Annotated in this window: 13 protein-coding genes; 8 read left to right on the top strand and 5 right to left on the bottom strand. The window is 68.4% G+C overall.

All coding sequences use genetic code 11. The annotated features are described in order from the left end of the window. Positions 1 to 24: 24 nt before the first annotated feature. Together MLG_RS07515 and MLG_RS07510 are read right to left on the bottom strand one after the other, a co-directional pair. Positions 25 to 2379: a helicase-related protein gene (locus tag MLG_RS07515; protein ID WP_011629217.1), complete on the bottom strand. Its 2355-nt coding sequence runs from the start codon at positions 2377 to 2379 to the stop codon at positions 25 to 27. Beyond that, on the bottom strand, positions 2376 to 4724 hold the full coding sequence (locus tag MLG_RS07510) for a Tex family protein (protein ID WP_011629216.1): 2349 nt from the start codon (positions 4722 to 4724) through the stop codon (positions 2376 to 2378). The genes MLG_RS07515 and MLG_RS07510 overlap by 4 nt, the downstream gene beginning before the upstream one ends. Positions 4725 to 5168: 444 nt before the next feature. Between MLG_RS07510 and MLG_RS07505 the strand changes: the two genes are divergently transcribed. From MLG_RS07505 to MLG_RS14820, 6 genes are read left to right on the top strand one after another with little or no spacing between them, the layout of a single operon-like run. Continuing rightward, positions 5169 to 8456 carry an intein-containing adenosylcobalamin-dependent ribonucleoside-diphosphate reductase gene (locus tag MLG_RS07505; protein ID WP_011629215.1) on the top strand — a complete coding sequence of 1096 codons (3288 nt, stop codon included), beginning with the start codon at positions 5169 to 5171 and terminating at the stop codon, positions 8454 to 8456. A 47-nt stretch (positions 8457 to 8503) separates the two neighbouring features. Then, entirely contained in the window at positions 8504 to 9193 is a 690-nt protein-coding gene (locus MLG_RS07500) for a TSCPD domain-containing protein (protein ID WP_011629214.1), read from the top strand. 6 nt (positions 9194 to 9199) lie between these two features. Further along, a complete protein-coding gene (locus MLG_RS07495; protein WP_011629213.1) occupies positions 9200 to 10171 on the top strand; it encodes a patatin-like phospholipase family protein in 972 nt (323 codons plus the stop codon). A gap of 3 nt (positions 10172 to 10174) precedes the next feature. Next, positions 10175 to 10762 (top strand): LemA family protein, encoded by a 588-nt coding sequence (locus tag MLG_RS07490; protein WP_011629212.1) that lies wholly within the window; start codon positions 10175 to 10177, stop codon positions 10760 to 10762. A gap of 37 nt (positions 10763 to 10799) precedes the next feature. Next, positions 10800 to 11390, top strand: a complete 591-nt coding sequence (locus tag MLG_RS07485) for a YajG family lipoprotein (protein WP_011629211.1) — start codon at positions 10800 to 10802, stop codon at positions 11388 to 11390. Between the two features lie 14 nt (positions 11391 to 11404). Continuing rightward, a complete protein-coding gene (locus tag MLG_RS14820) occupies positions 11405 to 11899 on the top strand; it encodes a hypothetical protein (RefSeq protein WP_156774650.1) in 495 nt (164 codons plus the stop codon). Here MLG_RS14820 and MLG_RS07475 read toward each other — a convergent pair. Together MLG_RS07475 and MLG_RS07470 are read right to left on the bottom strand one after the other, a co-directional pair. Further along, the gene (locus MLG_RS07475; RefSeq protein ID WP_011629209.1) at positions 11896 to 13098 is read right to left on the bottom strand and encodes a lytic murein transglycosylase; all 1203 of its coding nucleotides are present in this window, start codon (positions 13096 to 13098) and stop codon (positions 11896 to 11898) included. The two genes, MLG_RS14820 and MLG_RS07475, sit on opposite strands and share 4 nt — an antisense overlap. A gap of 33 nt (positions 13099 to 13131) precedes the next feature. Beyond that, positions 13132 to 13905, bottom strand: coding sequence for a ParA family protein (locus MLG_RS07470; RefSeq protein WP_011629208.1), 774 nt, complete (start codon positions 13903 to 13905; stop codon positions 13132 to 13134). A 180-nt stretch (positions 13906 to 14085) separates the two neighbouring features. Between MLG_RS07470 and MLG_RS07465 the strand changes: the two genes are divergently transcribed. Beyond that, on the top strand, positions 14086 to 15108 hold the full coding sequence (locus MLG_RS07465) for a quinone-dependent dihydroorotate dehydrogenase (protein WP_011629207.1): 1023 nt from the start codon (positions 14086 to 14088) through the stop codon (positions 15106 to 15108). A 101-nt stretch (positions 15109 to 15209) separates the two neighbouring features. Then, positions 15210 to 15656 carry a hypothetical protein gene (locus MLG_RS07460; RefSeq protein WP_011629206.1) on the top strand — a complete coding sequence of 149 codons (447 nt, stop codon included), beginning with the start codon at positions 15210 to 15212 and terminating at the stop codon, positions 15654 to 15656. 113 nt (positions 15657 to 15769) lie between these two features. On the opposite strand, the gene ispG is transcribed toward MLG_RS07460, so the two are convergent. Next, positions 15770 to 17017: a flavodoxin-dependent (E)-4-hydroxy-3-methylbut-2-enyl-diphosphate synthase gene (ispG, locus tag MLG_RS07455; RefSeq protein WP_011629205.1), complete on the bottom strand. Its 1248-nt coding sequence runs from the start codon at positions 17015 to 17017 to the stop codon at positions 15770 to 15772. Between the last annotated feature and the right edge of the window lie 10 nt (positions 17018 to 17027).

Here is a 17027-nt window from a genome sequence, read left to right as displayed (position 1 = left end):
GCGGGTTTGCGGGCAATGTCGGGCTCACCGCACCTCCACCACCCGGCTGGCGCGTTGGTACTTGATCCGCCACCCCGGCCAGGCCGGCAGCTCCCAGCGCTGCGGGTCCCGTTTGCGGCTGCCGCGGACCTTCTCCACAGTGATGACTCGGCGCCGCACGTCGTAGTGCACCTGGAGCAGCAGGTCCGGTAGCTGGATCCGGCGCGGGTAGTGCTCATCGAAGCGCGCCCGCTCCCATTCCGGCACGCCCTCGAACGCGAGGTCCTCAGGCTCGATCAGTTGCAGATCCTCCTGGTTCTCCACCCCTAGCTCGGTCAGCTGCTCCACCAGCCACGGCCGGGGGGAGGGCACCGTGCCCTGACCCTGGCCCAGCGCCACGTACAGCGCCCAGGCGGCGAGGTCGTCACGTAGTCGTGCGCCGGCTGGTCGCAACAGCCGGTCGGCCAGGATCAGTTCGGCCATGGCCTCCCGTGCCGGGGCGCCCTCCGGCACCACGTCCTCGCTGTGGAGGGTGCGGCCGGCGTACCGCCAACTGCGCCGGGCCAGCAGCCGGCCCTCCTCCAGCCGGGGGGCCTGCAGGGTGGCCTCCGCCAGCCCGGCGTCGAGGAGGGCCTGCAGCGGGACCGGTGCGAGACAGGTTCCCAGGGTCACCGTCTGGCGGGTGCCCCGGCCCGGAACGCTGTGCTCATCCAGGCAGAGGGCCGCCTCGGCCTCGGGGTCCAGTCGCGATTGGTCGCTGATCAACAATTCATCACCGCCGTTGCCCATGGCCTGGCGGCGCCGCTCCCGCCGGACGTAGGTGCGCCGGGGCAGGGCCCGGACGGCTGCGGCAAAGGCCGCGGTCGGGTCCCCCTCCAGGGCTACCGGCCGCGCGGGCAGGTTCATCAGCCCCCGGAGTTGGTCGGCCAGACGCCGGGCCTCCTTGCGGCTGGCGCGGTCCACCCGCACCCCCGGCAGTTTGTCGAGGCGCAACGCCGCGACCAGCAGGGTGGCGTCACAGCGCCGGGGCAGGGCACGGGCCAGCGCGTCCTCGTCCGCCGGGTCGGCTGGCGGCTGAACCCAGCGGCGCCCGGTGCTGAGCGCGGCGGCCAGATCGGCCATGAAACCGGCGCTCTCCGTATCCGGCATGGCCACCGCCAGGTGCGCCAGTTCGGTGTCCACCGGGAGCTGAAAGAGCCGATGCCCCCGCTCGGTGGCCCGGCCCTGCGGGTCCAGGGCGCCCAGCGCCCTCAGGCCGGCCACGGCCTGCTCCAACGCCGGTGCGGGCAGGGGCTCGGGGAAGGGCAGGGCCTCGGCCCGGGCCCCGGCGCAGGCGGCCGCAAGGACCAGATCGCTGAGGTCCTCGCGTTGGATCTCGGGCGGGGTGACCGCGGCCAGCGGTGCCTGATGGCCCCAGAGGCGCAGGCAGCGGCCCGGTTGCAGGCGCCCGGCGCGGCCGGCCCGTTGATCGGCGCTGGCGCGGGCGATGGGCTGCAGGCTGAGCACGGTGCGTCCGTTACGACGGTGGGTGCGCCGCTCCAGCCCGCTGTCGATCACCGCGGTGATCCCGGGGACGGTCAGCGAGGTCTCCGCCACGTTGGTGGAGAGGATGACCCGGGGCGGGGCATCGGGCGCCGGCGCTGCCAGCGCGGCCGCCTGATCCGCCGCCGGTGCGCTGGCGTGCAGCCGCAGCACCGTGGCCCCGATCCCCTTTAGGGCCTGGTAACAGGCCTGGATCTCGCCCTTGCCGGGCAAGAACACCAGGCAATCGCCGGATTGGGCCTGCAGGGTGCTCTGCACGGCCCCGGCGACCCGCCGCGCCAGGTCCCGGGTCTCCGGCATGGCGCGGGGCTGCGGGGCCCGGTATTCGATGTCCACCGGATGGCTGCGGCCCTCGGAGCTGAGGTGCCGTGCGCTTAGATGTTGCGCCAGCCGGGCGCCGGCGATGGTGGCCGAGGTGACCACCAGGCGGTGGCTCGCCCCGGCCTGGAGCAGCGCCAGCAGCAGGTCGGTATCCCAGCGCCGCTCGTGAAACTCATCCAGCACCACCGTGGTAAAGCCGCGCAGCCGGTCTTCGCCATACCAGCGCAAGGCAATCCCCGGGGTTGCAAACACCACCTCGGTATCGGGACCGTGGCGGGCATCCAGGCGGATGGCGTAGCCGACGCCGCCGCCGAGACGGGTGTCCAGGGTGCGGGCGACAAAGCGGGCCAGGCTGGTGGCGGCGAGCCGCCGCGGCTCGACCACCAGTACCCGGCCATGCTCCCGGGCCCAGACCGGCAGCCGGGTCGATTTCCCCGACCCGGTGGCGGCCGTAACCACCACGTGGCCCGCGGCCAGGGCCTGCGCGAAATCCGCGCGCAGGGCGTCGATGGGCAGTGGCGTACCGGCGTCGCTCATTGCCCCTTTTTCAGGGCCGCCAGTGCCTCGGCCATGGCACCCATGGGCTTCTCCTCGCGACGGGCGCCGCGCCCCCCCTGGGGCCGGTTGTCCTTGCCGCCCTTACCCCGCCGGGCCGCGGCGCCATCGGCCGGCTTGCTGCCGCGGCGCGACCGGCCCTCTCCGGGTTCGTCATCCAGGCGCATGGACAGGCCGATGCGCTTGCGCTCGAGGTCCACCTCCATGACCTTCACCTTGACGATGTCGCCGGCCTTGACCACCTCGTGCGGGTCGCGCACGAAGCGCTCGGCCAGCGCCGAGATGTGCACCAGACCGTCCTGGTGGACACCGATATCGACGAAGGCGCCGAAGTTGGTCACGTTGGTGACCGTTCCCTCCAGCACCATGCCCGGCGCCAGGTCCTGCAGGGTGTTCACCCCCTCGCGGAAGCGGGCGGTGCGAAACTCCGGGCGCGGGTCACGACCGGGTTTGTCCAACTCGGCGAGGATGTCGCGCACCGTCGGCTCGCCGAACTGGTCATCGGTGTAGCGGGCCGGTTCGAGCCGCTGCAGGAATGGGCTGTCGCCGATGAGCTGGTCAATGGACTTGCCGCTGTCCTTGAGGATCCGCTCGACCACCGGATAGGCCTCCGGGTGGACGGCGCTGGCATCCAGGGGATTGCGGCCACCGCGGATCCGAAGGAAACCGGCGCACTGCTCGTAGGCCTTGGGGCCCAGGCGCTGCACCTCGAGCAGGGTCTTCCGGTCGGGAAAGGGCCCGTGCCGGTCGCGGTGGCTGACCACGTTCTCGGCCAGCGCGGGGGTGAGGCCGGCGACCCGGGCGAGCAGCGGGGCGGAGGCGGTGTTCACGTCCACGCCCACGGCGTTCACGCAGTCCTCCACCACGTTGTCCAGGGTGCGCGCCAGCTTCACCTGGCTGACATCGTGCTGGTACTGGCCGACGCCGATGGCCTTGGGCTCGATCTTCACCAGCTCGGCCAGCGGGTCCTGCAGGCGCCGGGCGATGGAGACCGCCCCGCGCAGGGCCACGTCCAGTTCCGGCAGTTCACGGCTGGCGTACTCAGACGCCGAGTAGACCGAGGCCCCGGCCTCGGAGACGGTGACCCGGGTGAGTGGGAGTTCCGGCATGGCCTGCATCAGTTCCGCCACCAGGGCATCGGTCTCGCGCGAATGGGTGCCATTGCCAATGGCCACCAGGCGGACGGCGTGCCGCTTGGCCAGCCCGGCGAGGGTGGCCAGGGCACCGTTGCGGTCATTGCGCGGGGGGAAGGGGTGCACCGTCGCGGTGTCTACCACCTTGCCGGTGCCGTCGACCACGGCCACCTTGACCCCGGTGCGGATGCCCGGGTCCAGCCCCATGGTGGCGACCGCACCGGCCGGGGCGGCCAGCAGCAGGTCGTTGAGGTTACGCCCGAAGACGCGGATGGCCTCCTCCTCGGCGGCCTCGCGCAGCCGGCGCTTCAGGGCCAGTTCCAGCTGCAGCGACAGCTTGACGCGCCAGCTCATGCGCACGGTGCGGGCCAGCCAGTCGTCGGCGGGACGGTCCCCATGACGGATACCGAAGCGGCGCGCGATCATGCCCTCCGCGGTGGGGCTCTCGCCGTCCTCCCCTTCCCAGATCAGGCTCAATTGCAGGATATCCTCGCTCTGGCCGCGGAACAGGGCCAGCGCACGGTGGGAGGGGATGCGGGCCAGCGGCTCCTCGTGCTCGAAGTAGTCACGGAACTTGGCGCCCTCCCGCTCCTTGCCCTCGATAACCCGGCTGCGCAGCCGGGCGTTGCCCCAGGCCCACTCGCGCAGCCGGCCGACCAGCTCGGCATCCTCGGCGAAGCGCTCCATCAGGATCTGACGGGCGCCGTCCAGTGCCGCCTGGGCATCGGGGACGCCGCCTTTGCCGTCCGGGCCCGCGGGCACCAGATAGTCCGCGGCCAGCGCCTCCGGCGCCTGCGAGGGGTCCTCCAGCAGGCTGTCGGCCAGCGGCTCCAGGCCGAGCTCCCGGGCGATCTGGGCCTTGGTGCGACGCTTGGGCTGATAGGGGCGGTAGAGGTCCTCCAGCCGGGTCTTGCTGTCGGCGGCGCGGATGTCCGTCTCCAGTTGCGGGGTAAGCTTGCCCTGGTCCCGGATGGTCTTGAGGACGGTCTCCCGCCGGCTCGCCAGCTCGCGCAGGTAGGTCAACCGCTCCTCCAGGCGGCGCAACTGGCTGTCGTCCAGGCCGCCGGTGGCCTCCTTGCGGTAGCGGGCGATGAACGGGACCGTGGCGCCGCCATCCAGGAGCGCCACACTGGCCTCCACCTGGCGCGGCTGGACGCCGAGTTCTTCGGCAATCTGATGGGGGATATCGGTCATGGGTGCTTGCGGTTCCCTCTTGCGCTGAGCCTGATTCAGGCCCGGCATGATACCTGAGCGATCGGTCGTTGCCAGCCGACCGCGCCCCGGTCCCGGCGCGGCGAAACGGCCCGGGCGGGCGGCGATGGCGCGCTGTGCCGCCCCTACATGTTGCGGTTGGGCGACCTGCGGGGCACAGGTCGGTTGGCCCGTCAAGCCTTGCGACACCCCAACCAGTAGTCTACGATGCTCCCCATCAACCACAACATCTGGTGTCTGCGGTGGATTAGCGGTGGAGATGTTGTGGATAACTGGGGCAACCCGTTGACGGCACTACAGATTCGTTTTCGACAGGCGGCCATCCCGACCTGGCAGGTCCGGGGCGTCCGGGCGAGGTGATGGCGTACCCTCGCGCGCCCGACTGTCGAATATAAGGTAAAGAGACCAAGCAGGAGGACTCGGTACATGACCACAGCAGCCAAGGTGCGCGCCCTGCCGAATGCCACGGCCGACATTCCGTTACAGAGCGCGTCCGCGGACATCTGGGATAAGAAATACCGCCTCAAGTCCAAGGACGGCCAGGTGATCGACGAGACCGTCGATCACACCTGGCAGCGCGTGGCGCGTGCCCTGGCCGAGGTGGAAAAGACCAAGAAGCTGCGTGAGCACTGGTACGAGCGCTTCCTCTGGGCCCTGCGCCGCGGCGCCATTCCCGCCGGGCGCATTACCTCCAACGCCGGTGCCTGGGCGCACAAGCCCGCCACCTCCACCATCAACTGCACGGTCTCCGGCACCATCCAGGACTCCATGGACGACATCTTGCAGAAGGTGCACGAGGCGGGCCTGACCCTGAAGGCCGGCTGCGGTATCGGCTACGAGTTCTCCACCCTGCGCCCGCGCGGCGCCTATGTCTCCGGGGCCGGCGCCTACACCTCCGGATCGCTGTCCTTCATGGACATCTACGACCGCATGTGCTTCACCGTCTCCTCCGCCGGCGGCCGCCGCGGGGCGCAGATGGCCACCTTCGATGTGGGCCACCCGGACGTGCTCGACTTCATCCGCGCCAAGCGCGAGGACGGCCGGCTGCGCCAGTTCAACCTCAGCCTGCTGATCACCGAGGAGTTCATGCAGGCGGTGGAGGATGATGCCCAGTGGCCGCTGGCCTTCCCCCTCACCAAGCACGAGGCGGAGACGGACAACATCGACCTCACCGACAGCGAGCAGGTCATCTGGCGCGAGTGGCCGACCACCGAGCCCTATATCAGCGACGAGCAGGGGCTGGTGGCCTGCCGCATCTACCGCACCGTCAAGGCCCGGCGGCTGTGGGACATGATCATGACCTCCACCTACGACTTCGCGGAGCCGGGGTTCATCCTGATCGACCGGGTCAACGAGATGAACAACAACTGGTTCTGCGAGGACATCCGCGCCACCAACCCGTGCGTCACCGCCGACACCTGGGTGCAGACCGCCGACGGGCCGCGGCGGGTGGCCGCGCTGGTCGGTCGGCGCTTTTCTGCCCGGGTCGACGGCACGGACCACCCCAGTGGTGACGAAGGGTTCTTCCGGACGGCGACCAAAGAGGTAGTCGAGCTGCGTACGGCCGAGGGCTATCGGCTCAAGCTCACCGCCGACCACCGTGTACGCCGGGTCAGTGCCTTTACCCGTTACCGCACTGAGACCGAATGGTGCGAAGCGGGGCAGCTCCAGGCCGGTGATCGCGTCCTGCTCAACGACCACCGCACCAACGCCGAGTGGGCCGGCCGCCATGGCCGGAATGAAGGCTACCTGATGGGGCTGCTGCTGGGTGACGGCACCCTCAAATCGGATAAGGCCGTGCTGTCGGTCTGGCGCACCGCGGCTGCGGCCAACGGGGTGCCGGCCGGACTGCCGGGCGGCGTCGAGGAGGTGATGGCCGAGGGCCTCGAGGCCGCCCGCTCGCTGCCGCACCGGGCCGATTTCACCGGCTGGTGTGAGGTCCCGGGCCGTGGCGAGTACCGCCTGGCCACCTCCGCGATCCGCGATCTCGCCCTTGAGCTGGGCATACGGCCAGGCAGCAAGCGGATCACCGATGGTGTGGAGCAGGGTTCCAGCGACTTCTACAAGGGTTTCCTGCGCGGCCTGTACGACGCCGACGGCTCCGTCCAGGGCAGCCAGCGCAAGGGCGTGTCGGTGCGCCTGGCCCAGTCCGACAGCGACAATCTGGAGGCGGCGCAGCGCATGCTGCTGCGCCTGGGTATCGCCTCCACCCTCTACCGTGATCGTCGTCCGGCCGGCAACACCGTGTTGCCCGACGGCAACGGCGGGAGCGCTGAGTACGCCACCCGTGCTCAGCACGAGCTGGTGATCAGTGGTGAGAACCTTGCGCGGTTCCGCGACCTCATCGGCTTTGCCAATAGTGACAAGCAGGCACGCCTCGAGGCGCTGCTGGACCGTTACCAGCGCACCCTCAATCGCGAGCGGTTTGTGGCCCGCGTGGTGGCGGTGGAGGCCGCCGGCACCGAGGAGGTCTACGACGTCCAGGTACCCGGTATCAACACCTTCGATGCCAATGGCCTTCATGCCCACAACTGCGGGGAGCAACCTTTACCCCCCTACGGCGCCTGCCTTTTGGGCTCGGTTAACCTGACCAAGTTCGTGCGCGATCCCTTCACCGAGAAAGCGCGCTTCGACTGGCAGGAGTATGCCGAGGTGGTCTCGGTCTTCACCCGCATGCTGGACAACGTGGTAGAGATCAACGGCCTGCCGTTGGATGAGCAGCGCCGGGAGATCGAGCGCAAGCGCCGCCATGGCATGGGCTTTCTCGGGTTGGGCTCCACCCTGACCATGCTGCGCATGAAGTATGGTGAGGCCGAATCGCTGGCCTTCACCGAGAAGGTCTCCCGCGAGATGGCCCTGGCCGGCTGGCGCACCGGTGTGGAACTGGCCGAGGAAAAGGGCCCGGCGCCGATCATGGACGAGACCTACACCGTGGACGAGGCCATGCTGGCCAAGCGCCCGGAGATGGCCGTGGACGGCTACAAGGTGGGCGACAAGGTGAAGGGCCGGGTGCTGCTGGCCAGGTACAGCCACTACATGCAGCGGGTGGCCGAGGTGGACGCCGAGCTGGTGGAGGCCATCGCCGAGAAGGGCGCGCGCTTCTCCCACCACACCTCGATCGCGCCCACCGGCACGATCTCACTGTCGCTGGCCAACAACGCCAGCAACGGCATTGAGCCGAGCTTTGCGCATCATTACTTTCGCAACGTGATCCGCGAGGGGCGCAAGTCCAAGGAGAAGGTCGATGTCTTCTCCTTCGAGCTGCTGGCCTACCGCCACTTCATTGACCCGGAGGCGGTCCCGTCCACCGACCCGGAGACGCGCAACCTCCCGGACTACTTCATCACCGCCGACTCGGTGACCCCGAAGCAGCACGTGGACATCCAGGCGGCGGCCCAGAAGTGGGTGGACTCCTCCATCTCCAAGACCGCCAACGTGCCCACGGACTACCCCTATGAGGACTTCAAGGACATCTACCGCTATGCCTATCAGCAGGGGCTGAAGGGCTGCACCACCTTCCGCTTCAACCCCGAGGCGTTCCAAGGGGTGCTGGTCACCGAGAAGGACCTGACCAATACCTTCTACAAGTTCAAGCTGGCAGACGGCACCGAGGTGGAGTTGCGGGGCGACGAGGAGGTGGAGTACGACGGCGAGACCCACACCGCCGCCAACCTCTATGACGCCCTCAAGGAAGGCTACTACGGTAAGTTCTGAACAACCCCGACGGGCAGACAACAGCCCCGCCGGGGCGGGAGAGACCCATGGTGAAGAAGATCCAATCCAAGATCGTCGACTACGGCGTGGTCAAGCCGGAGGACGAAAAGCCGGCCGAGAGCGGGAACAAGGTCGACATCGAGCACATGCACGAACGCATCCAGCGCCCGGAGGCGCTGGAGGGGCAGACCTATAAGATCAAGACCCCGCTCTCGGAGCACGCGCTCTATGTCACCATCAACGACGTGGTCCTCAACCCGGGCACCGAGCACGAGGTGCGCCGGCCCTTCGAGATCTTCATCAACTCGAAGAACATGGACCACTTCCAGTGGATCGTGGCGCTGACCCGTATTATCTCCGCGGTGTTCCGCAAGGGGGGCGACTGCACCTTCCTGGCCGAGGAGCTGCGTTCGGTGTTTGATCCGCGCGGCGGTTACTTCAAACGCGGGGGCCGGTTCATGCCTTCGCTGGTGGCGGAGATCGGGGACGTCATCGAGACCCACCTCAAGTCCATCGGCATGCTCGAGAGCGAGGAGCTGGACGAGCACCAGAAGCGCTTTATCGAGCAGAAGCGTGCCGAAGTGGAGGGCGGTGGCGCCCCGGCCAACGATGGTGACGGCGAGCGCGGCGGCTTTCCGGAGAACGCTGAGTTGTGCATCAAGTGCAACACCAAGGCGATGGTGCAGATGGACGGCTGCCTCACCTGCCTGAACTGCGGCGAGTCCAAGTGCGGGTGAGCGGCGGTGAGCGGGCGGCGGCATGAACCCACGGTGGGCCTGGCCCTGGGCAGCGGTGCGGCCCGGGGGTGGGCGCATATCGGGGTGATCCGCGCCCTGGAGGAGCTGGGGATCCGGCCGCAGGTGGTGGCCGGCACCTCCATTGGCGCCATTGTCGGGGCCTTCTATGCCGGGGGGCGCCTTGCCCCCTTCCACGACTGGGTCCAGCAGCTCGGCCGGCGCGAGATCATGAGCCTGGTGGACATCACCGTTGGCAGTGGGCTGGTGGAGGGGCGCAAGCTCGAGGCCTTCTATGCCGACTGGTTGCAGGAGGCCCGCATCGAGGACCTGGACATCCCCTTTGCGGCGCTTGCCACCGAGGTGGACAACGGCACCGAAGTCTGGCTCCAGGAAGGGCCGGTGGCCCCCGCCCTTCGCGCCTCTTCAGCCGTACCCGGCCTGCTGGCGCCGGTGCTCATGGGTGATCGCTGGCTGGTCGACGGTGGCCTGGTCAATCCGGTGCCGGTCTCCGTTTGCCGGGCGCTGGGCGCCGACCGCATTATCGCTGTCAACCTCAACGGCGACTTGCTGAGCCGCCACGGCCGTCACACCGGCGACAGTCTCCATACCGGGACGCCCTCCAAGGGACCCCGCCAGCGTGGGCCCTCCGGTTGGATCAAGTACCTCCCTGACGGTGTCGCCGAAAAGGCCACGGCGCTGCTTAAGCAGTGGCTGCCGGCGCGCGCGGTGCCGCAGAAGGATCCGGATCCGGAACGGCCGGGCATGCTGGACGTAGCCGCCTCCGCGATCAACGTCATGCAGGACCGCATCACCCGAAGCCGAATGGCCGGCGATCCCCCCGACGTGATCATCAGCCCCCGGCTCGGCCACCTGGGCCTGCTGGAGTTCGATCGGGGGGCAGAGGCCATCGAGCAGGGTTATCAGGCTACAATGGACTTCCGGGCCGCCTTGCAAGGCCTGTTGCCAACAAGGGGATAACGCATGGAAGTGATCATTATTCTGGTGGTTCTGTTGCTGCTGGTGGCCGGCGTGGTGGTGATCTACAACCGCCTGGTCAAGCTGCGCAACCGGTTCAAGAACGCCTTCGCCCAAATCGACGTCCAGCTCACCCGACGCCACGATCTGATCCCGAATCTGGTGGAGACGGCGCGCGCCTACATGAGCCACGAGCGCGACACCCTGGAGGCCGTGGTGCAAGCGCGCAACCAGGCGGAACAGGGCCTGCGCAACGCCGCAGGGGACCCCACCGACCCGTCGCGGATGCAACAGTTGTCCCAGGCCGAGTCCGGGCTCAGCGGCGCATTGGGCCGGCTGTTCGCGGTGGCGGAGAACTACCCGGATCTGAAGGCCAATCAGAACATGATGCAGCTCTCCGAGGAGCTCACCTCCACCGAGAACCGGGTGGCCTTCGCACGCCAGGCCTACAACGACGCGGTCATGGCCTACAACACCGCGCGCGAGGTCTTTCCCAACAGTCTGATTGCCAACACCTTCAACTTCCGTCCGGCGGCCCTGCTGGAGATCGAGGACCCCGCCAAGCGAGAGGTCCCGCAGGTCTCCTTCCAATAGACCGTGCCGCCAACAGCGACCTGGAGTGACCCAACCCATGGCACCGCGAGCCGTTATCGCAGTTCTGATGCTGGCCCTGCTGGTGGCCGGCTGCGCCCCGGGATCCCAAACGGTGCGGCTGGAGCCGCGGCCGGACGTGGCCCGGAGCGATGAAGGGCAGGGCATTACCGTCGCCCTGACGGTCGAGGACCGGCGCGATGACCCGGTGATCGGCTTCCGCGACGGCGAGCGCGGCGGTGAGGCGCGCATCGAGCCCTACGAGGACCCGGCGCTGGGCATTCGTCGCGGCGTGACCCGCGCGCTGGAGCGGCGCGGGTTTGAGGTGGTGGCGGCCGGCGTTCCCGCCGACCGGCGCCTGCACATCGCCCTGGAGGCGTTGCAATACGAACGCCAGGCCGGGGTGGTCACCCGGGGGATCCACTTGGAGGGCCGGATGTCGGCCCGCGTGGAGCGGGGGGATGGGGACCGGTACACCGGCAAGGCCCGCGCCCGCTCGGAACGACGGCTGGTGCACTCGCCAAGTCAGACTGAGAACGAACAGATGATCAATGAAGTGGTCACCCGGATGCTGGAGCGCCTGCTGGACGAGGCGCCGCTGCGGGAGATGCTGGCCGGGGACCGCCGGTGACGGAGGGAGGACGCGTGACAAGGAATAACCGGGATATCCGGGATCGGCTGATGTGGCGCCTGGTGGCGCTGATGTTGATCGTATTGGTGGGGTGGCTGACGGTGCTGTTGTTCCAGCAGGTGGGCGAGCGCGAGGCGGCGGAGGAGGAACTGGCCCGCATGCAGGCGGAACGGGAGGCCGCGCCGGAGGCACCTGCACCCGCTGCCCGCCCCCGCGCCCTGGGCCTGAGCACCTTCGGTATCCGGCAGCTGGAGCAGGCGGGCCTTGGTGATGACCCGGAACAGGGCCTGCTGGACGACCTCCAGGGGCGGCCGGACTTGATCCCGGAGGAGCCGGTACTGGGCGGCACCCATTACTTCGTGGCCGAGGAGATGGCGGTCCTGAACGATCATTGGGTCTATGCCGTGTTCGAGGACGGGCATATTCGCGGCGCTGCGATCTTCGCCTTCGAGGTGGATGGCGATGGCGCCATCCGCTGGGAGGCTGTGCTCAGCCGGGTGGAGGGCTAATCGCCGGTCCGCGCCTCGGCCGCTTGCAGCACCCGGGGTGAGGGGTGACCGTCCGCAGGCAGCCCCGCATCCTGCTGGAAGGCGCGGACCGCCTTCCGGGTCTGCCGGCCAGGCTGGCCGTCCACCGGGCCCGCCTCATAGCCCAGGGCGTTCAGCGTCTCCTGTAGCCGCTTCACCGCCTCGATGCGCATCGCCTCCGGCGGCTCGGCGGGGCGGGTCTTGAGGTCCCCCGTCCCGGCGATCCGGTCGGCCAGAATGCCCACCGCCAGGGCGTAGGAGGTGGAGGCGTTCCAGCGCATGATCTTACGGAAGTTGTCATAGACCAGGAAGGCTGGGCCGCGGTACCCGCCGGGAAGCAGCAATTCCGCCTCGATCTCGCTGTCGGGCACAAGCCGGCCGTCGGTCCGTTGCACCCCCAATTCCCGCCAGGCGGCGACGCTGCGCCGTGCCTCCGGCGCCGCCAGGGCATAATCGAAGCCCTCCGGCAGGATCACCTCCCGGCCCCAGCGGTGGCCGTCCCGCCAACCCAGGGCCCGCAGGTAATTGGCCGAGGAGGCAAAGGCGTCCGGCAGGCTGTTCCACAGGTCGATGCGCCCGCTGCCGTCGTAATCCACCGCGTAGGCGGTGAAGGTCGAGGGCATGAACTGGGTGTGGCCCATGGCTCCGGCCCAGGAGCCCACCATGCCGTCGCGATCCATATGCCCTTCGTCGATAATTCGGATTGCTTCCACCACCTGGGTGCGGAAGAACGCACTGCGCCGGGTGTCGCAGGCCAGGGTGGCGAGGGCGTCGATGACGGGCACATCACCGAAATAACCGCCGAAATTGGTCTCCATGCCCCAGAGGGCCAGCAGATACTGGGGCCGGACCCCGTAATCCGCGTGGATGCGCCACAGCAGGTCCTGGTGCTCGTCCAGCAATGCCCGCCCACGCTCAACCCGTCGGTCGGTCACCCGCTGGTCCAGGTAGGTCCAGAAGGTCTGCACGAATTCCGGCTGGCGGCGGTCGCTGCTGATCACCCGCTCCAGTGGGGTGATGTCCGCCAGGGCCGCCTCGATCGCCGACTCGGACAGCCCTGCCTCCCGGGCCTGATCGCCCAGGGTGGCCACGCAGCGCTGGAAGTCGTCACCGGCATGGAGCAGGGCGGGGACCGCCAGCAGCAGGGGCAGGGTGGTGCGCAGGACCAGACGGGGCAGCATTATGGCGCGGTCTCCGGAGGTTACGGCCCGGCGTCAGCCGGGCCGGTGCAACAGATCGAAGAGGGCTTCGAATTCCCCCGTCAGTTTGTGCCGAGGGGCCAGATGGACCAGCGGTCGGGCCTGCTGGTGGGACTCCCGGACCTTCACCGATGCGGACAGGTAGGCGTCCAGCACTGGCAGCTCCTCGGCCACCAGCTCGTCGACCACCTGCCGCGGTAGGCTGGCCCGGGCCTGGAACTGGTTGACGATTATCCCTTCGACATCGAGATCCGCATTGTGATCCTCCTGGATCTCGCGGACGTTGAACAGCAGCTCATACAACGCCCGGCGCGAGAAATCGTCGCAGTCGAAGGGGATGAGGCAGCGATCGGCGGCGATGAGCGCGGACCGGGTATAGAAGTTGAGGGCCGGCGGGGTATCGATCCAGATGCTGTCGTAATGCGCGCCCAGCTTGGCCAGCGCCTCGCGCAGCTTGTAGATCTTGTAGCGGCTCTCCAGCTTGCCCATCAGCTCACCCAACTCGCGATGGGCCGGCATGACAGCCAGATTCTCATAGGGCGTTTCATGGATAAATTCAGTGCTGTCGCGGGGGTAGAGCCGGAAGCTGAGCATCTGGTCGAAGAACCCGGCCAGGGTGTCCTCCATGGCCTCCGTGTCCTCGCCCAGCAGGTACTGGCTGGTGTTGCCCTGCGGGTCCAGGTCCACCACCAGGGTGTTCTGCCCGCGGGCCGCCGCAATGGCCGCCAGGTTGCAGGTGATGGTGGACTTGCCGACTCCGCCCTTCTGGTTGAATACCACTCGACGCATGCGCTGCCCTCATCCGACCGGTTCCATTGCACAGGCTCTGGAGTGTAATGCAGCGCGGTGGGTGGGTCGAGGCGTACACCAGGGCCTCCGGCCGCCCCATCACGGGCCGGTCGCGTTACAATCTGCGCCTTGCGATGCCGGTCACCACACCGGCCCATGAGCCGATCGGGGGGATCGACCTTGTATTCACTGATTCGACCGCTGTTGATGCGCATGGATGCCGAGCGCAGCCATGAGTTTTCCCTGGCCTGGATGGACCGGCTGGCCCGGCTGGGGTTGGGGCGTCTGCTGTGCGGCCACCGCCTGCCGGACATGCCGCGCCGGGTCATGGGCCTGACGTTCGCCAATCCGGTGGGTCTGGCCGCGGGGCTGGACAAAAACGGTGAGCACCTGGAGGCCCTGGGGCACGTGGGCTTTGGGTTTATTGAGGTGGGCACGGTGACCCCCAGGCCGCAGCCCGGCAACCCGGAGCCCCGGCTCTTTCGCCTGCCCGCCCACGAGGCCATCATCAACCGCATGGGCTTCAACAACCAGGGCGTGGACGCCCTGGTCCAGCGCCTGCGGGTGACCCGCTACCAGGGGGTCTTGGGCGTCAATATCGGTAAGAACAAGGACACGCCCACCGAACGGGCCACCGACGACTACCTGAGCTGTTTACAGAAGGTCTACCCCTACGCCGATTACGTGGCGGTGAACGTCTCCTCGCCAAACACCCCCGGGCTGCGCGACCTGCAGGGGGGCGAGTTGCTGGAAGCGTTGCTGGGCCGACTCACTCACCTGCGGGGTGTGCTGGCCCGGGAGTACGGCCGTTACGTGCCCCTGGTGGTCAAGATCGCGCCGGATATGGATGAGGCCCAGCGGGCCCACTTCTGCCAACAGGTGCTGCGTTACGGCATCGACGGCGTCGCGGCCACCAATACCACCCTGTCCCGCGACGGGGTGGAGGATGACCCGCTGGCCCGGGAGCAGGGCGGGCTCTCCGGCGCCCCCTTGCGGCCGCGCGCCCAGGCGGTGCTCGAGGAGCTGGGACAGCGGCTCGGTCACCGGGTGCCATTGATCGGTGTCGGCGGCATCATGAGCGGTGCCGATGCCCAGGCCCGCATGGCGGCAGGCGCCGACCTGCTTCAGATCTACTCGGGGTTCATCTACCGCGGGCCGCTCCTGCTGGAGGAGCTGCTCAAGGCGGTGGCGCCCGAGCACTGAGGACCGGCGGCAGACAACCGGGCTTCGGATTTATTCCCGAATCGTGATAGGTTGACCGGGTCTCGAACTTTCTTCAGCTGCAACTCCAAAGGAGTCATGCCATGCAACACATCAAACGTCTGTTGATTGCCGCCACCTTCGCCCTGGCCCTGGCCCCACTGGCGCTGCCGGCCGCCTCCCACGGGGACGAGAAGGCCGACCGGGTGCTGGTGACCGTGAACACCGATCGCCCGCAGGCCCAGGCCATGACCATGATCCTGACCCGGCAGCTGGTGGAGCAGGGTACCGAGGTCCGCATCCTGCTCTGCTGTGACGGCGGCGTGATGGGCACCAACGCTTTCGATGGCCCGACCCTGGCCGGTCCCGACGCCACCGCCCAGCAGATCATGCAGGGCCTGATGCAGGCCGGTGTCCAGGTGGACGTCTGTGCCATCTTCCTGCCCAACACCGACTTCACCGAAGAGGACCTGATCGACGGCGTGGGCGTGGCCACCCCCGACGATGTGGGCGCCTTCATGGAGGGGGACACCCGCTTCTTCAGCTACTGATCGGCCCTTCCCGCTGGCCCGGCGCCCCAATGCCGGACCAGCGCGGGCCATCAGCCAGGGAACGCCCGGCGACCGGCCCGGTCCCGGGCGTTCTGCCGTGGTAGGGGCGGCGTTCAGCGGTCGCCGGCCCGCTGCTGCCCGAAGCGGTCCTCGATATAGTCTTCGACGATGGCCTGGAACTCTTCGGCGATACGCTCGCCCTTCAGGGTCACTGTTTTCTCGCCATCCACGTAGACCGGGGCCACGGGCCGTTCTCCGGTACCGGGCAGGCTGATGCCGATATCGGCGTTCCGGCTCTCGCCCGGACCGTTGACCACGCAACCCATCACCGCCAGGGTCAGGTTCTCGACCCCCGGATAGGTACGACGCCACTCCGGCATACGCCGCTGGACGTGAGCCTGGATGTCGCGGGCCAGCGCCTGGAAGTAGGTGCTGGTGGTCCGGCCACAGCCGGGGCAGGCGGTGACCATGGGGGTGAAGGCGCGCAGGCCCATGGTCTGCAGGATCTGCTGGGCAACCACCACCTCGTCGGTGCGGGGCTGGTCCGGCTCCGGGGTGAGGGAGACCCGGATGGTGTCGCCGATCCCCTCCTGCAGCAGGACCGCCAGCGCGGCAGTGGAGGCGACAATGCCCTTGGAGCCCATACCGGCCTCGGTGAGGCCCAGGTGCAGAGCGTAGTCGCAGCGGGCCGCGAGATCGCGGTAGACCTCGATCAAGTCCTGGACGCCGGACATCTTGCAGGAGAGCACGATCCGCTCCCGTGGCAGGCCGAGGGCCTCGGCCTTCTCCGCGCTCTGCAGTGCGGAGGCGATCACCGCCTGCTTCATCACCTGCTCCGGTGGGAGCGGGCGGGGGAGAGCCGCATTCTCATCCATCATCGCGGCCAGCAGATCCTGGTCCAGGCTGCCCCAGTTGACGCCGATGCGTACCGGCTTGTCGTAGCGACAGGCGAACTCGATCATCTCGGCAAACTGCGGGTCCCGGCGACGGCCCTTGCCGACATTGCCGGGGTTGATGCGGAACTTGGCCAATGCCTCGGCACAGGCGGGGTGTTTCGCCAGCAGCTTGTGGCCGTTAAAGTGGAAGTCACCGACCAGGGGCACCTCCAGGCCCATGGCATCCAGCCGCTCGCGGATGTGCGGAACCGCCGCCGCCGCTTCGTCGTTGTTGACGGTGAGCCGGACAATTTCCGAGCCCGCCCGTGCCAGCTCGGCCACCTGCACCACCGTGCGGATGTCATCGGCGGTATCGGTGTTGGTCATCGACTGGACCACGATGGGGTGGTTGCCGCCAATGGTGACCGGGCCTACGGGCACGGGCACGCTGCGGCGTCTCGGGTGCTGGCTGCTGGTCTCAGGCATAGTGTTCTGG

This window comes from Alkalilimnicola ehrlichii MLHE-1 (assembly GCF_000014785.1).
Lineage (GTDB): Bacteria > Pseudomonadota > Gammaproteobacteria > Nitrococcales > Halorhodospiraceae > Alkalilimnicola > Alkalilimnicola ehrlichii.
The sequence above is the reverse complement of the archived record's forward strand: the minus strand, read 5'-3'. Positions and strand labels throughout refer to the sequence as shown.

Coding starts and splice junctions, on each gene's coding strand:
- MLG_RS07485 (WP_011629211.1), top strand. CDS start 10,800: ATGGCACCGCGAGCCGTTATCGCAGTTCTGATGCTGGCCCTGCTGGTG.
- MLG_RS07475 (WP_011629209.1), bottom strand. CDS start 13,098: ATGCTGCCCCGTCTGGTCCTGCGCACCACCCTGCCCCTGCTGCTGGCG.
- MLG_RS07505 (WP_011629215.1), top strand. CDS start 5,169: ATGACCACAGCAGCCAAGGTGCGCGCCCTGCCGAATGCCACGGCCGAC.
- MLG_RS07470 (WP_011629208.1), bottom strand. CDS start 13,905: ATGCGTCGAGTGGTATTCAACCAGAAGGGCGGAGTCGGCAAGTCCACC.
- MLG_RS07510 (WP_011629216.1), bottom strand. CDS start 4,724: ATGACCGATATCCCCCATCAGATTGCCGAAGAACTCGGCGTCCAGCCG.
- MLG_RS07460 (WP_011629206.1), top strand. CDS start 15,210: ATGCAACACATCAAACGTCTGTTGATTGCCGCCACCTTCGCCCTGGCC.
- MLG_RS07500 (WP_011629214.1), top strand. CDS start 8,504: ATGGTGAAGAAGATCCAATCCAAGATCGTCGACTACGGCGTGGTCAAG.
- MLG_RS07515 (WP_011629217.1), bottom strand. CDS start 2,379: ATGAGCGACGCCGGTACGCCACTGCCCATCGACGCCCTGCGCGCGGAT.
- ispG (WP_011629205.1), bottom strand. CDS start 17,017: ATGCCTGAGACCAGCAGCCAGCACCCGAGACGCCGCAGCGTGCCCGTG.
- MLG_RS07490 (WP_011629212.1), top strand. CDS start 10,175: ATGGAAGTGATCATTATTCTGGTGGTTCTGTTGCTGCTGGTGGCCGGC.